The organism is Bathymodiolus japonicus methanotrophic gill symbiont, from assembly GCF_019721995.1.
Classification (GTDB): domain Bacteria; phylum Pseudomonadota; class Gammaproteobacteria; order Methylococcales; family Methylomonadaceae; genus Methyloprofundus.
The window spans coordinates 12,176-36,679 of record NZ_BLYC01000031.1; the positions used below are offsets into that span (position 1 = coordinate 12,176).

Sequence of the window (24,504 nt, forward strand, 5' to 3'; positions counted from 1 at the left end):
CCTGAATCCAGATGCATTGGATCAGTTTTTACCCTGGAACCTGACTGAAAAAATCAAGCCGTTAAAGTAAGTGGCGTAACTTGTCTAGGTGGGAAGCTTCGCTTACGTTTTTTTGAACTGGTGAAGTTATGTAAACTCTTTCTTTTTTGCTGCGCAATTTAAAAAAATGGGGATATTACCCATCTTTTTATCCTTTTTTTTCTGTGTATTGGCACTTTCCTCCTTTCCAAGCTTTAAAAGCTTTAAAAGCTTTCAGCCTTATATCCCTATGATTTTAAATACGAAATAGGGTGATATAACGAGTAATTTACGGTGATATAACGAGTAATTTACGGTGATATAACGAGTAATTTACGGTGATATAACGAGTAATTTACGGTGATATAACGAATTTTTTTATTTATCTCCTGTTATATTCTACAATGTAACGAGATTATATTTTTTACTCTTTATATTTGGGTCCCGAATGAAAACAAACATGGTAAGAAAACACAATGATGTAATCGAAGCTTGTTACTATATGAGTGTGCCAGAATTACGTTTGATTTATTCTTGTATTTCAAAGATTGGATTTGAGAAAACCATCAGCAAAGAAGAGCCTTTTTATATTTCAGCGATGGAATATTCAGAAGCATTTGGGATTGATCCAAAAAACGTGCATAGAGAAATAAGAAAAGCGGTAAATTCTATTTGGGATAGGGAGTTAGTCATCAAGCGAGAAGGAAGGAAGCCCTTACGATGCCGCTGGGTATCAGCTGATGCTGAATATGAAGATGGAGGTGCAGAAATACATTTTTCTAGTCAAGTAATACCGTACCTGATTAATTTACAAAAAAAGGGCTCCTTTACGATTTATCGTCTTGAAAATATAGGAGGGTTGAAATCAGCATATGGGATTCGGCTCTATGAACTATTGGTTCAATATAAAAAAATTGGCGAACGTGAAATTGAGGTTAAGGAAATTAGGGAGACTCTGTCGTTAGGCACTAAGTACAAAACTATGTGTGATTTTAAAAAGTGGGTTCTGGATGTTGCAACTAAGGAAATAAATACTGAAACAGACCTGAATGTAAGCTATAAAAACATCAAATGTGGCCGTTCGATTGTTGCCTTTCACTTCAGCATTAAAAAGAAGCGTAAAACCCTAGGAACACATCCTAATAGCCCTAAAAAGTATCTTTCGCCAGAAGATACGTACAAAGAATTCCAAAAATCTCGTTTTAGGCATATACAGAGCTATAAAGAAGGCTTTGAAATTCTGGAAAAAGAAGGCTACACGTTAAGCAAAACAGCTTTTATGATGAAATATAAAAAATAGAGTTCATAGCGGGCTACTTAACCCAAAATATCGGACTTCTAGCTAAGCCTTTTTATATGTTTTATCCCTACAAACGCTGAAAATCATCACTTCGCTTAGGCTCCGTTTCCCTGATTTTCAGCGGAGGTTGGTGATAGGGGTTTAGGAGGTGGGGTTGTATTCTATACGATTGATGATGGACGACATGGTTTAGAGGCTGCGCCAGATAAATTAAAGAATCTTGTGTGGGGATGTCATGGTGTTACGGTTGGATTAGGCGGTATAAAAATTGGAGATGGTCGATATAACTCCGATACAATTCTTTACAATACATCCGCTGTCAGCCCCGGACGGGCTGATAGTCTCCAGAAGGCGCAGGGAAATTTGCCAATCCGAAGTGCGCGATAGCGCGCGAGGGAGGCTAAAATTTTATCCCGAATAGCCGTAGAGCCATTTGTGGTAGCCATGACTGAGCTGCTTTGTGCTCAGTCTGTGGCGGACGCAGGGCGGCTGGAGCATCTCCTATTCGCTGCGTAGGTGAACGAATTACGGCGACAGGAGTCCCGGAATTTCGTGAGGTAGCATGGCGCGCCTGTTACTTTGAGCTTGCCTACTTAATTGAATACTCATAGCCCAGTTTCGTATTTCACATAGAGCCTTTATTTTGTATAGCTTTTTTCAAATTCCGTATATTATCTTTATTGCCTAGTCGTTCTCTTGCTTGATCGTATGTTTCTCCAACCCTTGCGTGTTTTTCTATTTCTTTTTTACTTACATGCTTAGGCAACATGTCATGCGATTTTTTATTAACTTCTTGGTGGTCCTCTTTTCTGCTTATCAAAACCACATCATCTTGAATGCTTACATTGTATTCTGGTAAATGGTTACTTTCAGCAAGCTGCTTCATGTTGAATCGTAGCTTCCTTATTGTTGTTACTGTCCCAATTTTTTCTTTAAGGTTTTCTAGTTTTATTTTCCATGCAATTTGGCTGCCACAGTGCTTTCTCGCTAACTCATATATCCTTCGCTCCGTCGGTTTTCTTAATCTAAAATAGTCTTTATCTATTGTTAGAACTTCATCACCAAGAATCGAATTATAAAACCAGTCCGATAATTTAACTTCTACAAGAATAGATTTACCGCCTTTATCCTCTTTAACCGTTTCCCAATAATCAATCAAACCAAAATCTCTCGTAATTTCTTTACCATTTGTTTTGATGTTTGTTTGTATTCTAGTACCGCTCAACCTCTCCAGCGATTCATTAAGCTGTTTATATTGCGTACCACCTGTTTTTTTATTTGTAGATAAAAAATAGTCATAGCTTGTAAATCTGACAATTTTAGAAATGCACTCACCTTGGTTTTTAGAGTTCATTAGCGAACTCGCTAAATACATTAATATATCTTTATCAAAAATAGTCGCAAGTCCCGTGTAACTCGGTTTTATCTTGATATTAACCCCTTTATAGTCGTACTCAAGAAGTCGATGATCTGGTTTAGTTGATAAACTAAAAACAGGGTGCTCCATTGATGCCAGATCGTCTTTAAACGAATCAAAAATATCACAGATAAAAAAATCTGTTTGTTTATATCTATCGGGCATTAAATTTTTAGTCATAGTATCGGCATATCAAGAACATTTTTTGTTTTATTCTATCGAACTTTTCATTAAAAGTATCGGCATATTAAGAACATTATAACTTTAGTAGCATTCTTGGAACGCTTAAAAAATTACATGATATGAGTATCAAGGGATACAGAAGTTTTTTTAGGCTGTAACTATATCTAACCTGAAGTTTCCCAATTATTGAGTAGCTGAAATACACAATGCTGGTGTATCGAGGTTTATTTTAGGTGGTTTTGCCATGTTTATAGCAACCCCCTACTTAATTCCCCTTAGGCAATAGCATTTGAAATGAATGAAAAGACTATTTTTTTCATATAGTTGTAGCATAGTTTCAATTTTACCATAAATAATTATTGGGAAACTTCAGTATCTAACTTATCTAACTGGATTTCTAAACTTATTTTTTTAAACAAAAATCAAAAAAACATATTTTTAAAGTCATCAATGATGATTTTTAATCAATATATCAAACGTTAAATGCTCTACAGTAAACAAAAGTATATCTTTCTATCTCTCACACTCGCTGAAAATCAGGGAAACGTAGCCTAAGCGAAGTGATGATTTTTAGTCCGCGATAGCCGTAGGGCCGTTGTTTTGTCGGAGTCTGAGCGTTAGCGAAGGTGGAGACAAAATAAAAGGCCATCCGACACGGCGTCAAGTCATTTGGAGCCTATGTTCCGACCCCTTGTTGGGTCGGGACGAGGTGACGAGGACGAATCGGGGCCGCCGGAGGCATAAGTGGTCGCGTTAAGTTTTTGCTGCTTGCTTGGGCTGGGATGCCCAAAACAAGCTTTCGCAAAAATAGCGACTCCCCGAATTAAAAATTTAAATCATCTTAAAACAGCTATTAACGATTACTTCTGAATAAAGTTTTAGGTTCCCCTCGATCTCTAATAGAGAGCACTAAAGATTGATAAATTTCCCTACATCTTCTGGAGACTATCAACCTATTTAAATCTAATATCGGTTGTTTTAAAGTTACTTACCTTAATTCCTGTTCCCATCTTAAAGTTTTATTGGAACTTTTTAGATGTTAAAAAATATATTAAATGAGTATCTTTTTAATATTATTTATAGACACACACTAAAAATACGTTATACTTTAATTTAGAGTTAAAAAGATATCTTTTTAACATTTTAAAGATATTAAAAAGGATAGTAAATGCCAAAAATCTATATAGGTGGAAATAAAGGTGGAACTGGTAAGACCACATTAACTGTTAACCTTGCTGCGCTTTTAGCAAGTCAAAATAAAGATGTAATGATCATTGATGCTGATTTACAAAAATCTTCCACAATGTGGAATGATGAACGCTCGCAAAAACTTTCAGATGATGTAAAAGAAATTTACAGTGTTCAAAAGCAGTCAGGTGATTTATCGGGTGCGATTAGAGATTTAAATAGACGCTATGAGTATGTTTTTTTAGATGCTGCGGGTGTTGATCAAAAAAACCTAAGACATGGTCTAATTACAGCAGACGTTTTTCTTGTGCCATTTAAGCCGACCCAGTTTGATCTTAATAACCTAATTTTGCTTCAACCAATTATTGAAGAGGCTTTAATTGTAAACCCTGAATTAAACGTTTACGCGGTGATATCTATGAGCCCAACAAACCCAAGAGTTAAAGAGGTTGATGAGGCTAAGGATTTTTTAAGAGAATTTCCTCAAATTAGAATTTTAGAGACATTTATCTGTGAACGCAGTATTTATCATTTATCTGCGTCAGAAGGATTAGGTGTTACAGAGTTAAAAGCAAAAACAGAGTCCAACAAAAAAGCTCAGAAAGAAATTATTAATTTATTAAAAGAAATTGGAGTTTAATAATGGCTGTTAAAAAAGCAAGTGCACTGGTAGGAAAACCGCTTGAAGCACAAGAAGAATCAACGAAAGTTGTAACAGCTAAAAGCTTTACAGCAAAAGGAGGCCTATCACAAGAAGAGTTGTTAAAAAAAGAACAACGTAGAAAAGAAAGAGAAGCCAAAGCACAACAACTCATTGATGAGAAAAATCCTAGGGCAAATAAAACTGCGTTATCGATGACAATTCGTTGGAATCAATTTGAATCAGATCAGTTAGAGAAATTACAAGACGCACTAGGGCTAACAAGAGTTGGCGTTATTCGTTTAGCTGTTAATCAGTTAATAAAAAAAGAGCTGACATAACTTTTTGAGTATTATTTAGTATCTTTTTAGATACTCATTTAATGTATAAAAAGATTGTTTTTAATATATTAAGAATATATGTTTTTTACTTGGATTTTTTATCAACTTATTTTTTTAGAACACCCTATTAAAAACTAGAATACATCAAAAAAGACGCGAAAATACGTGGAGCCGTTACACTCGACGTTCAAGTTTTCAGATATATACTTCACGCGGTCACGGTTGCGGATTTTGAAAACATCTGAAATTTCGGATTTAAAAGTGTCTTTATTTCTTAGATTCAACTAACAGGGGTATTTCAGGGCAACATCACTCGTCAACGCATCAATCAGCAAAAGCAAATTATTCTCAAACTGTTTGATTATCAAACCAGGTCAATGGAACAGATAATTCAGGTTGAGGCACACATAGGTGAATTGCTCCGATACTACCCCAAAGTTCATGACGCATTTCGTCAACTACTGGTCTACCTTGATAATCAAAAAATTGTTATTCCGACCTACCGAAGTTTGCAGGATATGTTTACTCAATCCTTTGTTAATGAACGCGACAGGCTTGATCAGCTCATATTGTTAATGCCCCTTGGGCAACAAGAACAGTTATCTGAATTGATCGACCGGGAAGATGGGATAACCAAGCTAAACATCATACGTGCCGATCAAAAAAATTTCACCTACACCGCTATCAGTGCTGAGGTTGAAAAGGCATTGGAGCTTGAGGGCTTGTATAAATTTGCAAAGGGTTTTCTTCCAACCCTTCTGTTATCCAAAAATGCCATTCGTTATTATGCTGATATAGCAGGACAATATGCGGCTTCCCGGTTGAGAAGGTTAGACAAGCCGCAACAATGGCTGCATGGCCTTTGTTTTATTTATTATCGATATCAACAAATCATGGATAATTTAATCACCAGCTTTATGTACCATACAAGGGCTATTACGGTTGATGCGAAGGCTTATGCGAAGAAGGCTGCAGGTGAGTACCATTCTGGCTTGGTTGTTGATTTACCCAAGTTGGCCAAGTTTCTCAAGTGGTTCCCAAGCCGCAAGTCGGGACTGGATCATGATGAACTAAACCAAGCGGCCTACAAAATATTGCCGGAAGGGCAGTTTCCAGCGTTAGCTCAATTTTTGCAGGGTAGTACCTTTGACACAAAAGCGTCCATGCGTGAATTTTATTTCAAATCGTCACGTTCATTCGCGCTTTATTTGAGGCCAATTCTACTGGCTGTACCCTTTGTATTTTACAAATCGGGGAGTCGCTATTTTTGCGAAAGCTTGTTTTGGGCATCCCAGCCCAAGCAAGCAGCAAAAACTTAACGCGACCACTTATGCCTCCGGCGGCCCCGATTCGTCCTCGTCACCTCGTCCCGACCCAACAAGGGGTCGGAACATAGGCTCCAAATGACTTGACGCCGTGTCGGATGGCCTTTTATTTTGTCTCCACCTTCGCTAACGCTCAGACTCCGACAAAATAACGGCCCTACGGCTATCGCGGACTAAAAATCATCACTTCGCTTAGGCTACGTTTCCCTGATTTTCAGCGGAAGACAACGATATCATGGCGCTCATTGATTTAATGAAAATGCACTATGGTAGTGGCAAAGGCCCATCTACGTTTAAATTACCACAAGATATAGAAGACACCCTATCAAAGACACAGCTCCCTTATTTGAAAAAAGATTCAGATGATGCGCAGGTAGATCCTCATTTATTCGAGTTTTTCGTTTACCATAAGATGTATCGTCGCCTGGATAAAGGCCTGCTCTGTTGTAATGAAAGTGTTTCTTACTGCGACATCGATCATGATTTGATTAGCGATGCATTAGTCGATGATGTTGAAAAAATAGCCAATGAGTTTGGCTATCCAAAAATTCCAATTTATTGTGATGAACGCTTGGACGCAGCTCTTATGACGCTAGATTCCACATGGAATAGAACGACAAAACGAATCAGTGACGGTGAAAATTTAGCGTTCAATATCAAAGAAATGAAAACGGGTGAGCAGCAGGACTGGAGTTTGGGTTATGACAGCCTGGATAAATTGGATGATGCTTTTTTCAGAACCCTATCTCAAGTAGAAATACCTAGCATCATGATGTATATAGGTGATCACATTGGCATGTGGCGATCCTTTACTCATATGAAAACCCGATACAATAAAAAAAAGACGCCCATAGTATTGGCCATCGCTGTCAGCCCCGGACGGGCTGATAGTCTCCAGAAGGCGCAGGGAAATTTGCCAATCCGAAGTGCGCGATAGCGCGCGAGGGAGGCTAAAATTTTATCCCGAATAGCCGTAGAGCCATTTGTGGTAGCCATGACTGAGCTGCTTTGTGCTCAGTCTGTGGCGGACGCAGGGCGGCTGGAGCATCTCCTATTCGCTGCGTAGGTGAACGAATTACGGCGACAGGAGTCCCGGAATTTCGTGAGGTAGCATGGCGCGCCTGTAATGCTTGTATTTTATCGGATGCTTTTGGTATTGGCATTGAAAAGATGGCTGAGATGTCTGATCTTAATTACAACCTGATGCGTTCAACTCATGAAGATTTTATGCGCATAGAGACGTTATGCGCTGCGAATGACATGGTGGGCAACCTGATTCATTCGCTGCCTATTTTTAAACTGTGGAATATAATGGATGACAAAATGCTGGCCGATGCTGACGGGCTAAAAATTAGCAACTAGTGAAAGCACCATTCAATCAAGATATTCAAAAAAATATCTTGGAAAATCCCCAGGGCTATCGATTTATACATTGATTGCAAACTTTGTTGCCGCCAATGCTAAAAATATTGGGCTTAACGAATATGAAGGGCACGCTCTTTACGACGTCATTCAGGGAAATAAAACAAACATTAACATTGATATGGTGACAGGAGACAATCACTCTCTCAATAAGCTCAACTTCGTCATATTGGATTCTATCGATGTTGATTATGTTCCTAGCATTAAAGACATAAAGGACGCGGCAAACAACTTGTATTCAGTAAAAACGACTGACAACTATACTGGGATTATTCGCTCACAGGGAGTCATCGATAAAAACCTGATTAAATCGAAAAAAAGCGGCATCTTGCGGGTATTACTTTCTTTACTACTACAAGAAAACACGCAAAGTACCATCGTTAGAAAATTAAACTCTTATGCGCGTTATACCGGACTTAAAAAAGCACTGATTGAATATAATTCAATATTTAAAAGTACCCATGTGTTAAATTTAATTGATAACATGGCTCTGCGAAAAGCCATACGAACAGCTAGGAATAGAACGGAGGCTTATCACCAACTACAAGGGCTCATCAGGAAAATTTATCGTGGAATTTTTATCGGGGAGTCGCTATTTTTGCGAAAGCTTGTTTTGGGCATCCCAGCCCAAGCAAGCAGCAAAAACTTAACGCGACCACTTATGCCTCCGGCGGCCCCGATTCGTCCTCGTCACCTCGTCCCGACCCAACAAGGGGTCGGAACATAGGCTCCAAATGACTTGACGCCGTGTCGGATGGCCTTTTATTTTGTCTCCACCTTCGCTAACGCTCAGACTCCGACAAAACAACGGCCCTACGGCTATCGCGGACTAAAAATCTTCACTTCGCTTAGGCTACGTTTCCCTGATTTTCAGCGAAGGTAAAAAGATAGAAAACAATCAAATCAGCGCACATGCAGTAAGGCTCGTTGCAAATTCCATCATCGCCTATAACGCCATTATTTTAAACACCGTTTATGAACGGATGCTTGCCGCTGGAACGAGCCAGGAAATTGTTGATGAATTTGCCAGAATCTCACCCATTGCCTGGTCGCATATTGCATTCACTGGCAAGTATAATTTTAGAAAAAGCGATGGTGATATTGATGTAGATGCGATGGTAAATGAGCTTGAAAAACATTTAAAACGGTATTTCTGGAAAGTGGATTAGCTCAGAACGAACACTTTTGGGGGTTCTTCCACAGGACCCCTATTAGAGTGTGACCCAAAAACTATCCGCCAAGGAAAAAAAGAACTCACCGAATTAGAACTGGATATAACAGGAATCAGACAACCTGGAGGCGGTCGAAAAAAAAGACCTCTACCCCTGAATACAGTGGAATAGATCAAGACTTTTTAGATATTCTTCAACAGCATACAGCAGGCAATCCAATGAATTCATCTATTAGGTGGACTTATCTAAAGCCGCGTGAAATCGTCAGTGAATTATTAAAAAAGGGTTATTCTGTCAGTCGTAATATCGTTCGATATTTATTAAAAAAACATGAATATGTTAAGCGCAAAGCCCAGAAAAACATTACGATGGGTGGTCATCCTGACCGCAATGCTCAATTTGAAAATATTACCCAATTGAAGCAGGACTACCTGGATGCGGGAAACCCTGTTATTAGTATGGATACCAAAAAGAAAGCGTTATTGGGTACTTTTTATCGTAATGGATCGCTCTATACACAAGCAGCCATTCAAACGAATGATCATGATTTCCCTAGCTCTGCAACAGGCAGTGTTATTCCTCATGGGTTTTATGACCTCAAACGAAACACAGGATATATCACGCTTGGAACGAGTCATGATACCAGTGAATTTGCCTGTGATAGCTTATTTCAATGGTGGGTAAACGAGGGTATTATTCATTATCCTAAAGCAAAATCATTGTTGATCCTTTGCGATGCTGGAGGGAGTAACAGCTCACGGCACTACATTTTTAAAGAAGATTTACAAAAGACTGCGAATGCACTTGGATTGGAAATTAGGATTGCCCACTATCCTCCTTATCCCTCCCAGTATAATCCCATTGAACATCGTTTTTTTCCTCATGTTACTCGTGCTTGTGAAGGTGTTGTATTTGACTCGGTTGAAACAGTTAAAGCATTGATTTCTAGAACATCAACGTCAAAAGGACTAACAACAATTGTTCACATACTCGACAAAATATACGAGACAGGACGAAAATATGCCGCTGACTTCAAAGAAATAATGCCGATTGTATTTGATACACATTTACCAAAATGGAATTACCGTGCAATTCCTCAAAAATAATTAATATCGGGAAGTTGTTTCGTGCTTATTCCTTAGTCTCTTGGGCAACGGATTCAAAAAAGTACGTACTGTATGCTGAGAAAAACGGGGCTAAGGATGAGGGGGTGAAACAGAGACTCCTAGAATTGGCACGATCTATCCCAGTAGATTAAAGCACACAGGCGGGTTCTGTCGCAAAAGATACGTATTTGTGTAAACCTGGTTATGAACCTGTTTTTTTTTCTTCGCCCAGGGGGTAAGTAACTTTTTTATCGTATCTGTAATCTTCTATATTGGGCGCGCCTGATGTTTTTACAATTGAATACGAGTACTCTAAAAAGGATAACTCACAGCACACATGGCGCGCCAGCTCTTCGCTAAGGCGTTTTATATCGCTTTTAAGGCGCTTTAACAGCTAACCCCTATCATACATACCCGTTAAAGGTTTTTGTGGGTCTTTAAGGGGCTTACATGCCCCCCAATAAGCGATTGACTAATTTGGGTGTGTGGTTTGTTATAGCTGTTACAGAAAACAAAGATTAAACGGTAAACCATTCCAAAATAAAGGGTTGGCTTATTGCAACAAGCAACAGTATTCTGGGGACTCTTTACCCTAGGGAGGGAGTAACTTTTTAAACTTCATAATAAAACGCTATTTAGTGTGCAACCTAATATAGATTGTACTATACCTATAGTCCTTTTATAATCAAAGACTAGGGTTACTGTCATGTACAACCTATGGATATTTATACGAAATCATTACATTTACAATTTAGGGTTTTATAGCTACCCCTCTTTGGCCGCCTTTCTTGGAGCTTTTTTTATTGAACATCTACGGTCAGCGGATTTTCAGAAGTATCCAGTTCAGGGAAAGCCACAGCTCTCAAGCGTTTATTCATCTCAGCTTCAAAACACACCATGTTCTGGGGCAACACGCGTATGACTTCATTTCAACTAATTATTAAACGTGCATGAAATCAATTTCTTGCTCAATTAGGATAAATTATCATGGTTGGGAAAACCATAGTTTCCATTTTGGTTTAATTACTGCAATCCCTTAAACAGTATAATATAACCAATCGCTTGTTCATCAGAGCAATTTGAGTAGACCTTTAATTTAGCAGACTCTCAGCCCTACAGGCGCGCCATGCTACCTCACGAAATTCCGGGACTCCTGTCGCCGTAATTCGTTCACCTACGCAGCGAATAGGAGATGCTCCAGCCGCCCTGCGTCCGCCATGACTGAGCACAAAGCAGCTCAGTCATGGCTGCCACAAATGGCTCTACGGCTATTCGGGATAAAATTTTAGCCTCCCTCGCGCGCTATCGCGCACTTCGGATTGGCAAATTTCCCTGCGCCTTCTGGAGACTATCAGCCCGTCCGGGGCTGACAGCGAATGTGTTGTATGACCTTCCAGAAAAAAGAAAACCAAAGCAGCGGGGCCGGAATAAAAAGTATGGTCAGCGTCTAGGATCGGCTACAGACATGGCGCGCCATGCTACCTCACAACATTCTGGGACTCCTGTCACCAACATTCATTCGCCTACGCAGCGAATGGGAGATGCCCTGGTCGCCCTGCGTCCGTCTCAACTACGCACAAAACCAATGCCCAGATAGTAGACGAGTACAAGCTCAATGGTTATAGTGACTGGTTTATCCCTTCAACAGGGGAATTAGTATTAATGTACAAAAACCTATGGGAACCGAGAATTTACCCTTTTAGGTTTAGAATGTATGTAAGTTCAAGTGAGGCTATAGAAGATTATCATGGCACGGATAAGGTTAGCATATATGCCTACCAATCGGTGGAGGCCATCGTATTTGGGGATAAAAAGAGTGAAGAAATGGATATTACCGGCACAGTGAAAGACGCAGCTCAAGACACGCGAGCTATTCGTGAATTCTAATTGTCGATTCTAACGCTGTCATCCACGAACGGGATGATGGTCTCCAGAAGAATCTATCCAAGCTCAAATCTCAATGCCTAGAGGACAACGTGAGCCTTTATAACGATTTATGCAACCTTAGGATAGAGCTTAAACCTTATTACGGACTAACACCCGTTAACACCATTGCAGATTCAACAAGAAAATCATCACAAAAGAATTTAAACCTAAAGCACTCTAATGTACGGCTCGTTTCTCGACAAAGAATAAATAGCATATTTGAGACACTTGCAACGAGTGATAACTGGATAAACCTATCCATTTACATCGCATTAGCCAGTGGACGGCGGTGCATCGAGGTTTTATCAACTGGCGACTTTGCTCCAGCCAAGGGATGTAATAGAACAGCGCACATTGAGTTCTCAGGGCAAGCCAAAACAAAAGGTCGAGATAATGTCGGCGCACTCAATATTCCTATCCTAGTGCCACTCAAGGACTTTAATAAAATATGGAAAAAGCTACGCGAGATACTAAGCCGCTCCATTTTCCTTGGTAAACCCGTCCCCAACCTTACTCACGACGAGATCAACACAAGCCTGTCAAAGGCTCTCAATAATCGAGTTAAAGCACTGCTGGGCAAGCCGTTTACGTTTAAAGACTTAAGAGCTATTTACGCAACAAGCGCTAGCCAGACATTCCATGACCCAAACAAGCGCACGATTGAATCATTCTTTTGCGAGATACTCGGACATGCAGAGGATGATCTATCAACCCAGTTAAGCTACAAAGGCATCTCTATTGTCGACGAGCTAGACGATGACGCGCTACTTGATGCAGTTGAGCACCTGAGCACAGAAAGAGTCAGACACAAAGGCGCAATAAGCGTAAACATAGAAAAGCTAAAGCTAAAAGACGCACCTGTCAAACGCACAAACTCAGTGGCTATAATCCGCGCTCACGAATTCACAAAGGATACCATCACCAAAAATCCCAGCGCACAAATAACACAAACACTACTCACAAAACTTAAAGCAAAATGAATACTTGATTTTCATTCAATCCGCATTTAATAATTACTATTAGTGAGGCTTTATTATCTTGATAACTCACATTAAGACGTATGTATCACACCGTGCAGAGATAAATAACCCTGTGACATTACTATGCGTAAATTGTGAGCAACAATTCTTATATCGTAGTTACCCACAAGAACTGTTGATAAAAGTGTGTGCTACTTTTGTGTAACTGACTGAAAGCCACAATACATATAGGCTAGGGTTATATTGTACATTTCTTGTACAGGGCATTTATTAAGCTACATTTGATTCACCGTTTTACTATGCTCCTAAGTTATACGCGCCCAGGCGCGCCATGCTACCTCACGAAACTCTGGGACTCCTGTCGCCATAATTCGTTCACCTACGCAGCGGATGGGAGATGCCCTGAACGTCCTGCGTCCGCAACGACTACGCACAAAAGCCGCTTCGTCATTACTACCTCACTGGCTGGACGGCTATTCGGAATGCAATTCTTGCTCCTCTCGCGTGCTGCTAGCACACGTCGAATCAGCGAATTGCCCTGTCGCCTATCAGGGACTAAAAATCACCACTTCGCTAAGCTCCGTTTCCATGATTTTCAGCGTCTGAATAATTCGGAGCACTGTGTCTGTGCGACATAAATATCCATCCTATGGTGCACTGGTGGCTTGAAATGAAAAACCATACAGGGACGTGAGTCTTATTGAGAAGACGGCAGTGAGTGCCGTCGTTGGTGCGTTATCGTGAGATATTTGTTGCTAGTGTTTTGAATTGCAATACTATGATTTTTTGAGCGTAAATAAAGACTAATCGCAGTCTAAGTCTAATTTCACTGTGTTGCTTAATTGACCCTTTTATACGTTGTTACTTTAAGATTTCGAGATCAAAAACTTGGAAACTCGCGTTTATAGTTAACCGTCATAAACACCTGAATATTGCAAGGTTCATGCGTCAGGGCTGGGCTTTAGCAGGATAGTTATGCCTGAAGACTAGGTTTTCTGCATTTCCAATAATATCGGGGAGTCGCTATTTTTGCGAAAGCTTGTTTTGGGCATCCCAGCCCAAGCAAGCAGCAAAAACTTAACGCGACCACTTATGCCTCCGGCGGCCCCGATTCGTCCTCGTCACCTCGTCCCGACCCAACAAGGGGTCGGAACATAGGCTCCAAATGACTTGACGCCGTGTCGGATGGCCTTTTATTTTGTCTCCACCTTCGCTAACGCTCAGACTCCGACAAAATAACGGCCCTACGGCTATCGCGGACTAAAAATCATCACTTCGCTTAGGCTCCGTTTCCCTGATTTTCAGCGCTTGCGACAGAACCAGTACGCGCACTAAAATAGGAGCAATAATCGGGGAGTCGCTATTTTTGCGAAAGCTTGTTTTGGGCATCCCAGCCCAAGCAAGCAGCAAAAACTTAACGCGACCACTTATGCCTCCGGCTGCCCCGATTCGTCCTCGTCACCTCGTCCCGACCCACAAGGGGTCGGAACATAGGCTCCAAATGACTTGACGCCGTGTCGGATGGCCTTTTATTTTGTCTCCACCTTCGCTAACGCTCAGACTCCGACAAAACAACGGCCCTACGGCTATCGCGGACTAAAAATCATCACTTCGCTAAAGCTCCGTTTCCAGGATTTTCAGCGCATGAAGCTATACATCGCACTAATAACACTAGCGATGTGCTTACCGACTCAACTACCTAAGCCAGTAAAAAAGTACATTAACCAAAATAACATTATTGTAAGGATCATAAAATATGAAACCTTATCAAATTGAAGCAATTCGTCAGAAAGTAGCCCTGTTTCCGAAGGAATGTGGCATTTGTTATATCCTGGGGTCGACACAGAATTCGGAACATAAACCCCCTTAAGATTTTTTCAATACCTTTTTTCCACTTTCTCGCAGAGATCCATCAGGAGCAACATAACGATAAAGTGTTTGTCTGGTAATCCCGATTTCCTTACATAAGTCAGAAACCTTGGTTTCAGGTTTTCCCATAGCAGCTGCAGCTAATCTTAATTTTGCGTGAGTCATTTTGTAGGAAGCCCCGCCTTTTCTACCACTAGCACGAGCAGAAGCCAATCCATCTTTAGTTCTTTCTGAAATCAAATCTCTTTCAAACTCAGCCAGTGCCGCAAATATTCCAAAGACTAACTTGCCTGAGGGGAGTCGCTATTTTTGCGAAAGCTTGTTTTGGGCATCCCAGCCCAAGCAAGCAGCAAAAACTTAACGCGACCACTTATGCCTCCGGCGGCCCCGATCCGGGTTCTGTCGCAAAAAATAAATATTTGTGTAAAAATCAACTGTAACCTGTTTTTATGAAACCAATGGATAAGACATCATCCAGGAGAAAAACTCTCTCATCCTATCATTAAAATTACGATAATATAGTTGTAAAGCCAAGTAGCATGCGCCATTCAGGAAAATAATAAATTAAAAAATAGTACCATTTTTAGTTGAACACGCGGATCTTCTTTGGCTGAAATTAAATCTTATGATCGTATGTAATAGGGTGATTTTGTTTTTTGCGACAGAACCATAAAGCGTCTATAATCCATATTCGTAAAATTGCATCGACCTTTAATGCCTGTAAATTTTCGTTGACCAAAAGCCACCATGCCATCACATTCACCACTAAAGAGGGAATTTGATTGCGTAGTTTTTTAGCGGTTTTGTTATTATCTGGTATGGTTTGTTTTTTCGCGATTTCTTCGAAGCAACGGACTCTTTTTTCAAGTTTATCGAGCAATATGCCCTCAGTTTGCGGCTGGTTATTCAACAATGAAAACGGATGCAGATCCTCTGACTCGGTGGTATCAGCCTGTTGTTTTTCAGCGTTCGACAATCGCCTGCCTAATGAAGCCCCCAACCATCGCACGGCATCCTGTTGTGCATGAAAAATATCCGCCCCCGATTCACACCCAAAACCTGTGATCGCCATTTTTATTAAGGCTTTGGCACGATCCGTCACCGCATGATTAACATGAACACCCAGGCCCTTAAGGCGTAGCTCTACATGAGTAAACCAGGTATCAAAGCAACGGTCAGTTGCCACACTCTCTAAAATCAAGTAGCCTGAACGTAAATCCATTAAGACTAAAATTAAGAAATGACCGAAAAAGGTTTCATCCATAGCAACAACTGACTCTCGCGTTGTCCATTCAACCTGGTTTTCACATAGTGTTTGAAACTCCGGCAATAACCCTTCCATTCTCTGGAGTTGTCTCAGAAAAGTAGACGGTGATGAACCAATGTGCGTATCCATACGAATTAATTTAAAATAATCGGATAACTTATCGGCACCCACCCCACATTCAAAGCCAAAATGGTAAATAGTCGCAAAGAATAATAATCGCGTCCACTCATTTCCTGCCTCAGTTTCCCATAGATAAGACTCAGGGTTCTGGTTGCGCTTCTTTCTAGCATTTTCGCTACGATGAACACTGCTTTTTGTTCCTGAAATGGCTTGGGCTATTTCACGTAAACTTTTTTGTCCGTACTTACTCTACAGCGCCCTTAATAATTGATTTTCTAGTCGCCTGTACTTTGGCAGTTGTATTGTTTTTTTCATACGATTATCATACAAAATTATCTGCATAACATTAAATTTTGTCCCGCTTTAGACGGGAAGCCCAAGATTATTCTAATTGAAGATGGTGCCCCGTATCATGGAAGCGGTGTTGTTAAGGAATTTAAGTTAGCTAATGTAGATCGTTTGACAGTAGAACGTCTCCCTGCGTTCTCGCCGGATTTTAATCCGATTGAGAAATTATGGAAAAATACGAAACGCGATTCGACTCATATGAAGTATTTTAAAACTTTTGAAGATCTTCATGATTCAGTTGTGCAAACTTTTAACACTTATATGCATGATGCCAGTAAAGTGATTTGTGTTATGCAAAAATTGCGGGAAGATTTCGTTGTTACCGCCTAAGTTTAAGCGCTCCAAATTTGGAAATTATTTATCTGAGAAACTATAGGTGGGAAAAATAGACGCTTACATAGATCCGGTAATAGGATTATTTTGTTTTTTTGCGACAGAAACGTATTTCTCGATAAGAATACTACACGCATCAATTATTGATGGACGAACTTCCAATATATAATCCATGACTTCCTTATCAATTCGTTCTAAATAGTCTTTGCTGAAATTCTCTCTTGCGTTTTTGTCTGGGAAATCATCTGTTTCTGATACAATCCCTACGATAGGAGAAAAGGTCAAGTCTTCAGCTAGGTCGTATTGATTTCTCAAAAAGACCAGCTTTCGACATCCTTCGATAAATTCAATATCGTCGGTCATCAACAGCAAACAAGTACTAGTAATTTCTTTCTGGGCAATTTCTTCCATGGTTATTTCCCCTTAAGATATTCTTGAACTATCGTTTTGGGTTCAACACGCATATAATCCCCCAGCAAATCCAGACAAGAAATCAAAGCAATCTTATTCCAAATTAGTTACTATTTGTAAAAAATTGGAGTATTAAAATGAGCAGAAAAAGAACGGTCTACAGTGCTGAATTTAAAAGCAAGTTGGTATTAGAAGTTTTAAAGAATGAAAAAACACTGCAAGAAATTGCCAGTGCAAATAACATCACACCTAAGAACCTACAAAACTGGAAAAAAATATTCTTAGACAATGCAGAAATAGCAATGGAGCCCTCCAAAGCCGTTAAAGATTACAAAGAGGATCTATTAGCAGCTCAAGAACAAAATGAGATGCTCACAAAAATCGTAGGAAAAATGACGGTTGAAAAGGAGTGGCTCGAAAAAAAGCTAAAAAGCTTGGACTCATCTGATAGAAAACAGTTGATTGAGCCCAAGCTTAACACTCTACCTCTAACACAGCAGTGTGCATTATTAGGATTAAATAGAAGCAATCTCTATTACAAAAAAAGAGAGAATAAAAAGAAAGAAGAGATCAAAACTCAGATTAATCACATTTTTAAAGACATCCCTATTTATGGTGCGGCTAAAGTACACCAGCAGTTGCTTGAGGTGGTTTTAAAGTCAGTTTAAACACGGTGGCGAGTTATCGGCAGCAGATGGGCTTGAAAGCCGTATTAGCGGTAAAACAAGTCAATACAACGATCCCCATAAAAGAACATAAAAAATATACTTATAAGCTTAGAGATCTTGATATATCACACGCTAACCAAGTTTGGAGCACAGATATAACCTATATTAAAACCAAAGAAGGGATGGTTTATTTAGCGGCGATTATTGATTGGCACTCAAAAGCAGTGCTCGCCCATAAAATATCAAACACAATGGATTCTTTTTTAGTTATGGATGTATTAGATGAAGCGCTTTCTCTCTACGGAACACCTGAAATTTTTAATACGGATCAAGGCAGTCAATACACCAGTGAAATTCATACCCAACGACTAAAAAACAAAGGCATTACTATTTCTATGGATGGAAAAGGACGAGCAACGGATAATATTTGTATTGAACGGTTTTGGCGAAGTGCAAAATGTGAGCGTATTTATTTAAATGAATATGGTTCAATTAGAGCGTTAATAGAAGATGTTGATGACTATATTGAGTTTTATAATCATCAACGGTTTCATGAAACCCTGGACTATAAAAAACCAATGAATGTATATAGAGAAAGTATTTTAGCTAATGAACAGCAGAATGAAGCGGCTTAGGAATATGGAATAAGGATTGTTGAAAAATCTGTCTTGACTCTTTGGGGTGCTATAGCCCAGCCCAAGCAAGCAGCAAAAACTTAACGCGACCACTTATGCCTCCGGCGGCCCCGATTCGTCCTCGTCACCTCGTCCCGACCCAACAAGGGGTCGGAACATAGGCTCCAAATGACTTGACGCCGTGTCGGATGGCCTTTTATTTTGTCTCCACCTTCGCTAACGCTCAGACTCCGACAAAACAACGGCCCTACGGCTATCGCGGACTAAAAATCTTCACTTCGCTAAAGCTCCGTTTCCAGGATTTTCAGCGGATGATGGGCTTTAAAGCGTTTCACTCCGCTCAAGCAACCATTGATGGAATTGAAACGGCACATATGATCCGAAAGGGACAGTTGTCTGAGGAAAGTATTCCTGCTTATAAGCAGTTTATGGCTTTAGCAGGATAGTTATGCCTGAATACCAGGAGGTCTGCGCTTTTGATAATTATTGCGACAGAACCATATCGACTCTATCTGAAAATAAGCCTGCTTAAAGTCTGCATCGTTATTAATTAGACTAGCATCAACCCGAACCCCTAGCTTTAAACCATCGCCCGAGGGACTGATAAAGCAAAAAACAATATTAGGTTTTGTTATCAAGTCCGACTTAGCTAAGTGAACATCTTCCAGATGGTCTAGGTCTACAATCAATAAACCGCTCGACTTCTCGAAAGTCCCATTTTTTACGGACTGACCTAACTTGAATGTACCGTTGAAGCTAACAGCCTCACAAATAATCGCCTTTTGTTTTTTATAAGCTTTCTCACTTTTCTCTCGCAAATCCCTTAATGATTGAGTAACCGGCTCATATTTAGGGGATCTAATCACCAATAACATCATCAAGGGATTTATTAGAGTGGTTTTTCGGAGTGTTTACCCGGGGCATGTATGAAACGTTGCCGATGCCTTTACAATCAGGTGCAGGGTTCGCTTGACGTTTTGTTTTTGATGTAGATACCCCAGTGGCACAATCGGTGTTATCTTGAATGGGGGTGTTTTTATGTAGTTTATTCATGCTTTTAGCAGAACAACTAGACTTTCTTGAAATACATGATATAATGTATTTGTAGTATTAGAAAATCTTGTTAGATGCTCTGTGTTGTCCTCATAGTTGTCTAGCAATTAAAGCCCTATAAAGAATCTCCCCGGCTAAAGGTTTCATCTTTATAGTGCGTAGTAAAAATAAGTCCTGCTCCCCATTAATTTATTTTGATGGGGAGCAGGACTTATTCCATATATCTAGCTGTTTCTCACAGCTATTATATAATATAATAGCTACTTTATTTTGGATTGCAAGTCTTTTTCAAGATATTTTTAACACTTATCCCAAAACCAAGCCTCCTGCCCCACTTATATAAAAAACAGACACCGGTCTAACCCATGCCGGCTTTGCGGTTCTGTTGTATTGAATTAATAATCCCCCGATTAGATCTCTTCACCTGCTCTACCCACTCAAAAAATATAGTGAAGCCTGGAGTCCCCCTCGTGTTTTGCTGGGAAAGGGGGACAGATGAATAAGTTGTGTTATATAAACAGTTTATCTGTCCCCTGTTTTTATGAATACGTGGGGTGTAGGCTCTTGCTCTGTAATAAACTCACAGATGAACCTTACGGCATAATTAAGTCTGTACGACAAAGCCACCAAGGACACCTGTTGGGATGTAAAGCGAGAGTGAGATATGCTCGGATAGCGGGGGAGAGTAGGTCTTGCTTTATGGCTCGAGTGAGCGGCATACCTAAGGGAGGGATAAATAAAGTATGCTTCAAAGATTCGGGGACTGCTCTCGATAGAGTGGCAGAGGTTATCGAGATAGCTACATTCGCTGAAAATCCTGGAAACGGAGCTTTAGCGAAGTGAAGATTTTTAGTCCGCGATAGCCGTAGGGCCGTTGTTTTGTCGGAGTCTGAGCGTTAGCGAAGGTGGAGACAAAATAAAAGGCCATCCGACACGGCGTCAAGTCATTTGGAGCCTATGTTCCGACCCCTTGTTGGGTCGGGACGAGGTGACGAGGACGAATCGGGGCCGCCGGAGGCATAAGTGGTCGCGTTAAGTTTTTGCTGCTTGCTTGGGCTGGGATGCCCAAAACAAGCCGCAAAAATAGCGACTCCCCGAAAGACTATTTATTTCCTTCGCTGAAAATCAGGGAAACGTAGCCTAAGCGAAGTGATGATTTCTAGTCCCCGATTATCATTCAACAATACTCTTCGCTGTTGATACGTACCATTTGCCACCGCACCTAGTTTATTCATTCTTTAACTACGCATCCCCTTGGCAGCCCTAACAATCGCTGTCAGCCCCGGACGGGCTGATAGTCTCCAGAAGGCGCAGGGAAATTTGCCAATCCGAAGTGCGCGATAGCGCGCGAGGGAGGCTAAAATTTTATCCCGAATAGTTGTAGAGCCATTTGTGGTAGCCATGACTGAGCTGCTTTGTGCTCAGTCTGTGGCGGACGCAGGGCGGCTGGAGCATCTCCTATTCGCTGCGTAGGTGAACGAATTACGGCGACAGGAGTCCCGGAATTTCGTGAGGTAGCATGGCGCGCCTGTTGTTGGGTCGGGACGAGGTGACGAGGACGAATCGGGGCCGCCGGAGGCATAAGTGGTCGCGTTAAGTTTTTGCTGCTTGCTTGGGCTGGGATGCCCAAAACAAGCTTTCGCAAAAATAGCGACTCCCCCGCTGTCAGCCCCGGACGGGCTGATAGTCTCCAGAAGGCGCAGGGAAATTTGCCAATCCGAAGTGCGCGATAGCGCGCGAGGGAGGCTAAAATTTTATCCCGAATAGCCGTAGAGCCATTTGTGGTAGCCATGACTGAGCTGCTTTGTGCTCAGTCTGTGGCGGACGCAGGGCGGCTGGAGCATCTCCTATTCGCTGCGTAGGTGAACGAATTACGGCGACAGGAGTCCCGGAATTTCGTGAGGTAGCATGGCGCGCCTGTATGTCAGGTATGGCGTTTCGTATCGCGACCTTGAAGAAATTATGGAAGAAAGAGGTGTTGAAGTGGATCATGCTACGCTCAATCGTTGGGTTATCCGTTATTCTCCTGCCATTGCTGTGAAAGCTAAATCTCAGAAACGAGGAACCAATAAATCGTGGCGCATGGATGAAACGTATATCAAAGTTATCGGGGAGTCGCTATTTTTGCGAAAGCTTGTTTTGGGCATCCCAGCCCAAGCAAGCAGCAAAAACTTAACGCGACCACTTATGCCTCCGGCGGCCCCGATTCGTCCTCGTCACCTCGTCCCGACCCAACAAGGGGTCGGAACATAGGCTCCAAATGACTTGACGCCGTGTCGGATGGCCTTTTATTTTGTCTCCACCTTCGCTAACGCTCAGACTCCGACAAAACAACGACCCTACGGCTATCGCGGACTAAAAATCTTCACTTCGCTAAAGCTCCGTTTCCAGGATTTTCAGCGAGGGTCAGTGGACCTATTTATACCGAGCTGTTGATAGTCACGGGGATACGCTTGATTTCATGCTTTCTGAGTACCGTGATGAAGAGGCTGCAACCGCATTTTTCAAACAAACGATTAACAATAATGGCTTTCCTGATAAGGTCGTTATGGATAAAAGTGGCGCTAACTATGCAGGATTAGCCAATATTAACCTCTTGTTAATCCTCGCTGGGTTTGCCACTATGATCGACATATTACAGGTTAAATATTTGAATAACATCATCGAACAGGATCATCGCTTTATCAAAAAAATAACAAAACCGATGATGTGCTTTAAAGCGTTTCACTCCGCCCAAGCAACAATTGATGGAATTGAAACGGCACATATGATCCGAAAGGGGCAATTGTCTGAGGAAAATATTCCTGCTTATAAGCAGTTTATGGCTTTAGCAGGATAGTTATGCCTGAAGACCAGGAGGTCTGTGCTTTTGATAATTATTGCGACAGAACCATTTATCAACGTGCCGTAAACAAGGTCTAAGTGCAACTCAGGCAATGACCCTGGTCTTTGAGGGAAAGTTACCTGAATTTGCTTTATAATTTCATTGAACTACTCAGCTCCGCTGAGTAGTTACGGAATATTCAACTAAAAGAAATAAAATAATATGAAAACTCTGTATGCAATTTTGGGAATAATAATTTCATTAACAACACTTAATGGATGTATGAGGGCTGTAGACATGAGTTTAGGAGAACAAGGAGGGGTAGGCGTTGTTTATGACACAAAAGAACCCTCGCCATTACTCAGGAAGGAAGCAGAACAAGGAGATTCTCAAGCACAATACAACTTAGGATTCATGTATCACGAAGGAGAAGTGTTGTTCAGGACTACAAAGAATCCGTTAAATTATAATCCCCCAGCAAATCCAGACAAGAAATCAAAGCAATCTTATTCCAAATTAGTTACTATTTGTAAAAAATTGGAGTATTAAAATGAGCAGAAAAAGAACGGTCTACAGTGCTGAATTTAAAAGCAAGTTGGTATTAGAAGTTTTAAAGAATGAAAAAACACTGCAAGAAATTGCCAGTGCAAATAACATCACACCTAAGAACCTACAAAACTGGAAAAAAATATTCTTAGACAATGCAGAAATAGCAATGGAGCCCTCCAAAGCCGTTAAAGATTACAAAGAGGATCTATTAGCAGCTCAAGAACAAAATGAGATGCTCACAAAAATCGTAGGAAAAATGACGGTTGAAAAGGAGTGGCTCGAAAAAAAGCTAAAAAGCTTGGACTCATCTGATAGAAAACAGTTGATTGAGCCCAAGCTTAACACTCTACCTCTAACACAGCAGTGTGCATTATTAGGATTAAATAGAAGCAATCTCTATTACAAAAAAGAGAGAATAAAAAGAAAGAAGAGATCAAAACTCAGATTAATCACATTTTTAAAGACATCCCTATTTATGGTGCGGCTAAAGTACACCAGCAGTTGCTTGAAGGTGGTTTTAAAGTCAGTTTAAACACGGTGGCGAGTTATCGGCAGCAGATGGGCTTGAAAGCCGTATTAGCGGTAAAACAAGTCAATACAACGATCCCCATAAAAGAACATAAAAAATATACTTATAAGCTTAGAGATCTTGATATATCACACGCTAACCAAGTTTGGAGTACAGATATAACCTATATTAAAACCAAAGAAGGGATGGTTTATTTAGCGGCGATTATTGATTGGCACTCAAAAGCAGTGCTCGCCCATAAAATATCAAACACAATGGATTCTTTTTTAGTTATGGATGTATTAGATGAAGCGCTTTCTCTCTACGGAACACCTGAAATTTTTAATACGGATCAAGGCAGTCAATACACCAGTGAAATTCATACCCAACGACTAAAAAACAAAGGCATTACTATTTCTATGGATGGAAAAGGACGAGCAACGGATAATATTTGTATTGAACGGTTTTGGCGAAGTGCAAAATGTGAGCGTATTTATTTAAATGAATATGGTTCAATTAGAGCGTTAATAGAAGATGTTGATGACTATATTGAGTTTTATAATCATCAACGGTTTCATGAAACCCTGGACTATAAAAAACCAATGAATGTATATAGAGAAAGTATTTTAGCTAATGAACAGCAGAATGAAGCGGCTTAGGAATATGGAATAAGGATTGTTGAAAAATCTGTCTTGACTCTTTGGGGTGCTATAATATCCGATATTAAAGGGCGATATTAAAAAGCGTTGTCGTGAATTGATAATTCAGGTATGTGATGCAGAGGATGTCCAGATCTTAAAAGAGGGTAAGTAAAGATCATGTCCACATGCATATAGAATATCCTCCAAAATTATGTATCAGTTATTTAGTAAAGCGGTTGAAAGGTTGTACTTCTCGCATG

43 protein-coding genes and 6 pseudogenes are annotated in these 24,504 nt (G+C 40.6%); 32 read left to right on the plus strand and 17 right to left on the minus strand.

The genetic code is table 11. The annotated features are described in order from the left end of the window. Nucleotides 1-478: 478 nt before the first annotated feature. Nucleotides 479-1,318, plus strand: coding sequence for a replication initiation protein (locus tag K6984_RS23385; RefSeq protein ID WP_221897642.1), 840 nt, complete (start codon nucleotides 479-481; stop codon nucleotides 1,316-1,318). 302 nt (nucleotides 1,319-1,620) lie between these two features. On the opposite strand, the gene K6984_RS23390 is transcribed toward K6984_RS23385, so the two are convergent. Further along, nucleotides 1,621-1,764, minus strand: coding sequence for a hypothetical protein (locus K6984_RS23390; RefSeq protein WP_221897643.1), 144 nt, complete (start codon nucleotides 1,762-1,764; stop codon nucleotides 1,621-1,623). A 12-nt stretch (nucleotides 1,765-1,776) separates the two neighbouring features. Between K6984_RS23390 and K6984_RS23395 the strand changes: the two genes are divergently transcribed. Then, a complete protein-coding gene (locus tag K6984_RS23395) occupies nucleotides 1,777-1,929 on the plus strand; it encodes a hypothetical protein (RefSeq protein ID WP_221897644.1) in 153 nt (50 codons plus the stop codon). 14 nt (nucleotides 1,930-1,943) lie between these two features. On the opposite strand, the gene K6984_RS23400 is transcribed toward K6984_RS23395, so the two are convergent. The 3 genes from K6984_RS23400 to K6984_RS34675 all read right to left on the minus strand — a co-directional run bounded on the left by K6984_RS23400 (nucleotide 1,944) and on the right by K6984_RS34675 (nucleotide 3,723). Then, nucleotides 1,944-2,915 (minus strand): replication initiator protein A, encoded by a 972-nt coding sequence (locus K6984_RS23400; protein ID WP_087870916.1) that lies wholly within the window; start codon nucleotides 2,913-2,915, stop codon nucleotides 1,944-1,946. A gap of 523 nt (nucleotides 2,916-3,438) precedes the next feature. Continuing rightward, entirely contained in the window at nucleotides 3,439-3,567 is a 129-nt protein-coding gene (locus K6984_RS34670; protein ID WP_263458851.1) for a hypothetical protein, read from the minus strand. Between the two features lie 27 nt (nucleotides 3,568-3,594). Then, a complete protein-coding gene (locus K6984_RS34675) occupies nucleotides 3,595-3,723 on the minus strand; it encodes a hypothetical protein (RefSeq protein WP_263458596.1) in 129 nt (42 codons plus the stop codon). A gap of 363 nt (nucleotides 3,724-4,086) precedes the next feature. Here K6984_RS34675 and K6984_RS23405 point away from each other — a divergent pair, with 363 nt between their 5' ends. The 4 genes from K6984_RS23405 (at nucleotide 4,087) to K6984_RS34680 (ending at nucleotide 6,483) form a co-directional block, all read left to right on the plus strand. Further along, nucleotides 4,087-4,746, plus strand: coding sequence for an AAA family ATPase (locus K6984_RS23405; RefSeq protein ID WP_221897645.1), 660 nt, complete (start codon nucleotides 4,087-4,089; stop codon nucleotides 4,744-4,746). 2 nt (nucleotides 4,747-4,748) lie between these two features. After that, complete coding sequence (locus K6984_RS23410) at nucleotides 4,749-5,087, plus strand: hypothetical protein (protein WP_087870914.1); 339 nt, start codon at nucleotides 4,749-4,751, stop codon at nucleotides 5,085-5,087. Nucleotides 5,088-5,464: 377 nt separating this feature from the next. Further along, entirely contained in the window at nucleotides 5,465-6,406 is a 942-nt protein-coding gene (locus K6984_RS23415; protein WP_221897646.1) for a hypothetical protein, read from the plus strand. Further along, nucleotides 6,355-6,483, plus strand: a complete 129-nt coding sequence (locus tag K6984_RS34680; RefSeq protein WP_263458596.1) for a hypothetical protein — start codon at nucleotides 6,355-6,357, stop codon at nucleotides 6,481-6,483. Before K6984_RS23415 ends, K6984_RS34680 begins: the two co-directional genes overlap by 52 nt. Before the next feature lie 742 nt (nucleotides 6,484-7,225). On the opposite strand, the gene K6984_RS23420 is transcribed toward K6984_RS34680, so the two are convergent. Beyond that, a complete protein-coding gene (locus tag K6984_RS23420) occupies nucleotides 7,226-7,408 on the minus strand; it encodes a hypothetical protein (protein ID WP_221897647.1) in 183 nt (60 codons plus the stop codon). A 12-nt stretch (nucleotides 7,409-7,420) separates the two neighbouring features. Here K6984_RS23420 and K6984_RS34685 point away from each other — a divergent pair, with 12 nt between their 5' ends. From K6984_RS34685 to K6984_RS23435, 6 genes and pseudogenes are all read left to right on the plus strand, one after another. Next, a complete protein-coding gene (locus K6984_RS34685) occupies nucleotides 7,421-7,774 on the plus strand; it encodes a Tn3 family transposase (protein ID WP_263458852.1) in 354 nt (117 codons plus the stop codon). 10 nt (nucleotides 7,775-7,784) lie between these two features. Beyond that, nucleotides 7,785-8,351 (plus strand): annotated as a pseudogene (locus K6984_RS23425) (Tn3 family transposase); the annotation flags it as partial. A gap of 81 nt (nucleotides 8,352-8,432) precedes the next feature. Further along, nucleotides 8,433-8,561, plus strand: a complete 129-nt coding sequence (locus K6984_RS34690) for a hypothetical protein (protein WP_263458596.1) — start codon at nucleotides 8,433-8,435, stop codon at nucleotides 8,559-8,561. Between the two features lie 27 nt (nucleotides 8,562-8,588). After that, nucleotides 8,589-8,717: a hypothetical protein gene (locus tag K6984_RS34695; protein WP_263458853.1), complete on the plus strand. Its 129-nt coding sequence runs from the start codon at nucleotides 8,589-8,591 to the stop codon at nucleotides 8,715-8,717. 4 nt (nucleotides 8,718-8,721) lie between these two features. After that, nucleotides 8,722-9,003 carry a transposase gene (locus K6984_RS23430; RefSeq protein WP_263458858.1) on the plus strand — a complete coding sequence of 94 codons (282 nt, stop codon included), beginning with the start codon at nucleotides 8,722-8,724 and terminating at the stop codon, nucleotides 9,001-9,003. A 92-nt stretch (nucleotides 9,004-9,095) separates the two neighbouring features. After that, on the plus strand, nucleotides 9,096-10,112 hold the full coding sequence (locus K6984_RS23435; RefSeq protein WP_221897658.1) for an ISAzo13 family transposase: 1,017 nt from the start codon (nucleotides 9,096-9,098) through the stop codon (nucleotides 10,110-10,112). A 1,091-nt stretch (nucleotides 10,113-11,203) separates the two neighbouring features. Here the strand turns inward: K6984_RS23435 and K6984_RS23440 are convergent. Then, nucleotides 11,204-11,341 (minus strand): hypothetical protein, encoded by a 138-nt coding sequence (locus tag K6984_RS23440; protein ID WP_221897648.1) that lies wholly within the window; start codon nucleotides 11,339-11,341, stop codon nucleotides 11,204-11,206. A 14-nt stretch (nucleotides 11,342-11,355) separates the two neighbouring features. Between K6984_RS23440 and K6984_RS23445 the strand changes: the two genes are divergently transcribed. From K6984_RS23445 to K6984_RS23455, 3 genes are all read left to right on the plus strand, one after another. Continuing rightward, entirely contained in the window at nucleotides 11,356-11,709 is a 354-nt protein-coding gene (locus K6984_RS23445) for a hypothetical protein (RefSeq protein ID WP_221897649.1), read from the plus strand. A gap of 65 nt (nucleotides 11,710-11,774) precedes the next feature. Continuing rightward, nucleotides 11,775-11,999: a hypothetical protein gene (locus K6984_RS23450; RefSeq protein ID WP_167374398.1), complete on the plus strand. Its 225-nt coding sequence runs from the start codon at nucleotides 11,775-11,777 to the stop codon at nucleotides 11,997-11,999. A gap of 89 nt (nucleotides 12,000-12,088) precedes the next feature. Beyond that, nucleotides 12,089-13,018, plus strand: a complete 930-nt coding sequence (locus K6984_RS23455; RefSeq protein WP_167374399.1) for a protelomerase family protein — start codon at nucleotides 12,089-12,091, stop codon at nucleotides 13,016-13,018. A 305-nt stretch (nucleotides 13,019-13,323) separates the two neighbouring features. Here the strand turns inward: K6984_RS23455 and K6984_RS34700 are convergent, their stop codons facing one another. Continuing rightward, nucleotides 13,324-13,452, minus strand: coding sequence for a hypothetical protein (locus tag K6984_RS34700; protein ID WP_263458854.1), 129 nt, complete (start codon nucleotides 13,450-13,452; stop codon nucleotides 13,324-13,326). Here K6984_RS34700 and K6984_RS23460 point away from each other — a divergent pair. Both K6984_RS23460 and K6984_RS34705 read left to right on the plus strand, forming a co-directional pair. After that, on the plus strand, nucleotides 13,409-13,624 hold the full coding sequence (locus K6984_RS23460; protein WP_221897650.1) for a hypothetical protein: 216 nt from the start codon (nucleotides 13,409-13,411) through the stop codon (nucleotides 13,622-13,624). The genes K6984_RS34700 and K6984_RS23460 overlap by 44 nt on opposite strands. Before the next feature lie 423 nt (nucleotides 13,625-14,047). Then, nucleotides 14,048-14,176, plus strand: a complete 129-nt coding sequence (locus tag K6984_RS34705) for a hypothetical protein (RefSeq protein WP_263458596.1) — start codon at nucleotides 14,048-14,050, stop codon at nucleotides 14,174-14,176. Nucleotides 14,177-14,278: 102 nt separating this feature from the next. Here K6984_RS34705 and K6984_RS34710 read toward each other — a convergent pair whose 3' ends face one another. Next, complete coding sequence (locus K6984_RS34710; protein WP_263458855.1) at nucleotides 14,279-14,407, minus strand: hypothetical protein; 129 nt, start codon at nucleotides 14,405-14,407, stop codon at nucleotides 14,279-14,281. Between K6984_RS34710 and K6984_RS23465 the strand changes: the two genes are divergently transcribed. After that, a complete protein-coding gene (locus K6984_RS23465; RefSeq protein WP_221897651.1) occupies nucleotides 14,385-14,528 on the plus strand; it encodes a hypothetical protein in 144 nt (47 codons plus the stop codon). The genes K6984_RS34710 and K6984_RS23465 overlap by 23 nt on opposite strands. A gap of 11 nt (nucleotides 14,529-14,539) precedes the next feature. Continuing rightward, nucleotides 14,540-14,794, plus strand: a complete 255-nt coding sequence (locus tag K6984_RS23470) for a hypothetical protein (protein WP_221897652.1) — start codon at nucleotides 14,540-14,542, stop codon at nucleotides 14,792-14,794. Nucleotides 14,795-14,884: 90 nt separating this feature from the next. Here K6984_RS23470 and K6984_RS23475 read toward each other — a convergent pair. Further along, nucleotides 14,885-15,181: pseudogene (locus K6984_RS23475) on the minus strand (recombinase family protein); the annotation flags it as partial. A 15-nt stretch (nucleotides 15,182-15,196) separates the two neighbouring features. On the opposite strand from K6984_RS23475, the gene K6984_RS23480 reads away from it, so the two are divergent. Further along, nucleotides 15,197-15,340: a hypothetical protein gene (locus K6984_RS23480; protein ID WP_221897653.1), complete on the plus strand. Its 144-nt coding sequence runs from the start codon at nucleotides 15,197-15,199 to the stop codon at nucleotides 15,338-15,340. A 163-nt stretch (nucleotides 15,341-15,503) separates the two neighbouring features. Here K6984_RS23480 and K6984_RS23485 read toward each other — a convergent pair whose 3' ends face one another. Beyond that, nucleotides 15,504-16,229 carry a hypothetical protein gene (locus tag K6984_RS23485; RefSeq protein WP_221897654.1) on the minus strand — a complete coding sequence of 242 codons (726 nt, stop codon included), beginning with the start codon at nucleotides 16,227-16,229 and terminating at the stop codon, nucleotides 15,504-15,506. A 342-nt stretch (nucleotides 16,230-16,571) separates the two neighbouring features. Here K6984_RS23485 and K6984_RS23490 point away from each other — a divergent pair, with 342 nt between their 5' ends. Beyond that, the gene (locus K6984_RS23490) at nucleotides 16,572-16,952 is read left to right on the plus strand and encodes a transposase (protein ID WP_087871275.1); all 381 of its coding nucleotides are present in this window, start codon (nucleotides 16,572-16,574) and stop codon (nucleotides 16,950-16,952) included. A 63-nt stretch (nucleotides 16,953-17,015) separates the two neighbouring features. Here the strand turns inward: K6984_RS23490 and K6984_RS23495 are convergent, their stop codons facing one another. After that, nucleotides 17,016-17,366: a hypothetical protein gene (locus K6984_RS23495; protein ID WP_221897655.1), complete on the minus strand. Its 351-nt coding sequence runs from the start codon at nucleotides 17,364-17,366 to the stop codon at nucleotides 17,016-17,018. A 137-nt stretch (nucleotides 17,367-17,503) separates the two neighbouring features. Between K6984_RS23495 and K6984_RS31600 the strand changes: the two genes are divergently transcribed. The 3 genes and pseudogenes from K6984_RS31600 to K6984_RS23505 form a co-directional block, all read left to right on the plus strand. Then, nucleotides 17,504-18,034: a transposase gene (locus K6984_RS31600; RefSeq protein ID WP_230988263.1), complete on the plus strand. Its 531-nt coding sequence runs from the start codon at nucleotides 17,504-17,506 to the stop codon at nucleotides 18,032-18,034. Nucleotides 18,035-18,039: 5 nt separating this feature from the next. Continuing rightward, nucleotides 18,040-18,669: an IS3 family transposase gene (locus K6984_RS31605; protein ID WP_221900220.1), complete on the plus strand. Its 630-nt coding sequence runs from the start codon at nucleotides 18,040-18,042 to the stop codon at nucleotides 18,667-18,669. Between the two features lie 311 nt (nucleotides 18,670-18,980). Then, nucleotides 18,981-19,115: pseudogene (locus K6984_RS23505) on the plus strand (IS6 family transposase); the annotation flags it as partial. On the opposite strand, the gene K6984_RS23510 reads toward K6984_RS23505, so the two are convergent. The 6 genes from K6984_RS23510 to K6984_RS23520 form a co-directional block, all read right to left on the minus strand. After that, on the minus strand, nucleotides 19,116-19,487 hold the full coding sequence (locus tag K6984_RS23510) for a BT4734/BF3469 family protein (protein ID WP_221897656.1): 372 nt from the start codon (nucleotides 19,485-19,487) through the stop codon (nucleotides 19,116-19,118). It abuts the pseudogene before it with no gap. A gap of 1,034 nt (nucleotides 19,488-20,521) precedes the next feature. After that, on the minus strand, nucleotides 20,522-20,650 hold the full coding sequence (locus tag K6984_RS34715; protein ID WP_263458856.1) for a hypothetical protein: 129 nt from the start codon (nucleotides 20,648-20,650) through the stop codon (nucleotides 20,522-20,524). Nucleotides 20,651-20,677: 27 nt separating this feature from the next. After that, nucleotides 20,678-20,803, minus strand: coding sequence for a hypothetical protein (locus K6984_RS34720; RefSeq protein ID WP_263458857.1), 126 nt, complete (start codon nucleotides 20,801-20,803; stop codon nucleotides 20,678-20,680). Between the two features lie 25 nt (nucleotides 20,804-20,828). Beyond that, on the minus strand, nucleotides 20,829-20,957 hold the full coding sequence (locus K6984_RS34725) for a hypothetical protein (protein WP_263458844.1): 129 nt from the start codon (nucleotides 20,955-20,957) through the stop codon (nucleotides 20,829-20,831). A gap of 3 nt (nucleotides 20,958-20,960) precedes the next feature. After that, nucleotides 20,961-21,125, minus strand: a complete 165-nt coding sequence (locus K6984_RS23515) for a hypothetical protein (RefSeq protein WP_221897578.1) — start codon at nucleotides 21,123-21,125, stop codon at nucleotides 20,961-20,963. Next, the gene (locus K6984_RS23520; RefSeq protein WP_221897579.1) at nucleotides 21,080-21,514 is read right to left on the minus strand and encodes a hypothetical protein; all 435 of its coding nucleotides are present in this window, start codon (nucleotides 21,512-21,514) and stop codon (nucleotides 21,080-21,082) included. The genes K6984_RS23515 and K6984_RS23520 overlap by 46 nt, the downstream gene beginning before the upstream one ends. Before the next feature lie 116 nt (nucleotides 21,515-21,630). Between K6984_RS23520 and K6984_RS23525 the strand changes: the two are divergent. The 8 genes and pseudogenes from K6984_RS23525 to tnpA form a co-directional block, all read left to right on the plus strand. Next, nucleotides 21,631-21,861 (plus strand): annotated as a pseudogene (locus K6984_RS23525) (IS6 family transposase); the annotation flags it as partial. Further along, nucleotides 21,847-21,975: a hypothetical protein gene (locus K6984_RS34730; RefSeq protein WP_263458596.1), complete on the plus strand. Its 129-nt coding sequence runs from the start codon at nucleotides 21,847-21,849 to the stop codon at nucleotides 21,973-21,975. The pseudogene K6984_RS23525 and the gene K6984_RS34730, both read left to right, overlap by 15 nt. Before the next feature lie 27 nt (nucleotides 21,976-22,002). Further along, nucleotides 22,003-22,158, plus strand: a complete 156-nt coding sequence (locus tag K6984_RS23530) for a hypothetical protein (protein WP_221897580.1) — start codon at nucleotides 22,003-22,005, stop codon at nucleotides 22,156-22,158. Next, nucleotides 22,124-22,561, plus strand: a pseudogene (locus K6984_RS23535) (IS6 family transposase); the annotation flags it as partial. The gene K6984_RS23530 and the pseudogene K6984_RS23535, both read left to right, overlap by 35 nt. Nucleotides 22,562-22,789: 228 nt before the next feature. After that, the gene (locus K6984_RS31610; RefSeq protein WP_230988264.1) at nucleotides 22,790-23,095 is read left to right on the plus strand and encodes a hypothetical protein; all 306 of its coding nucleotides are present in this window, start codon (nucleotides 22,790-22,792) and stop codon (nucleotides 23,093-23,095) included. Nucleotide 23,096: 1 nt separating this feature from the next. Continuing rightward, nucleotides 23,097-23,627, plus strand: a complete 531-nt coding sequence (locus K6984_RS31615) for a transposase (protein WP_230988265.1) — start codon at nucleotides 23,097-23,099, stop codon at nucleotides 23,625-23,627. Beyond that, nucleotides 23,561-24,262: an IS3 family transposase gene (locus K6984_RS31620; protein WP_230988268.1), complete on the plus strand. Its 702-nt coding sequence runs from the start codon at nucleotides 23,561-23,563 to the stop codon at nucleotides 24,260-24,262. The genes K6984_RS31615 and K6984_RS31620 overlap by 67 nt, the downstream gene beginning before the upstream one ends. A gap of 55 nt (nucleotides 24,263-24,317) precedes the next feature. Continuing rightward, nucleotides 24,318-24,504: pseudogene (gene tnpA / locus K6984_RS23550) on the plus strand (IS200/IS605 family transposase); the annotation flags it as partial.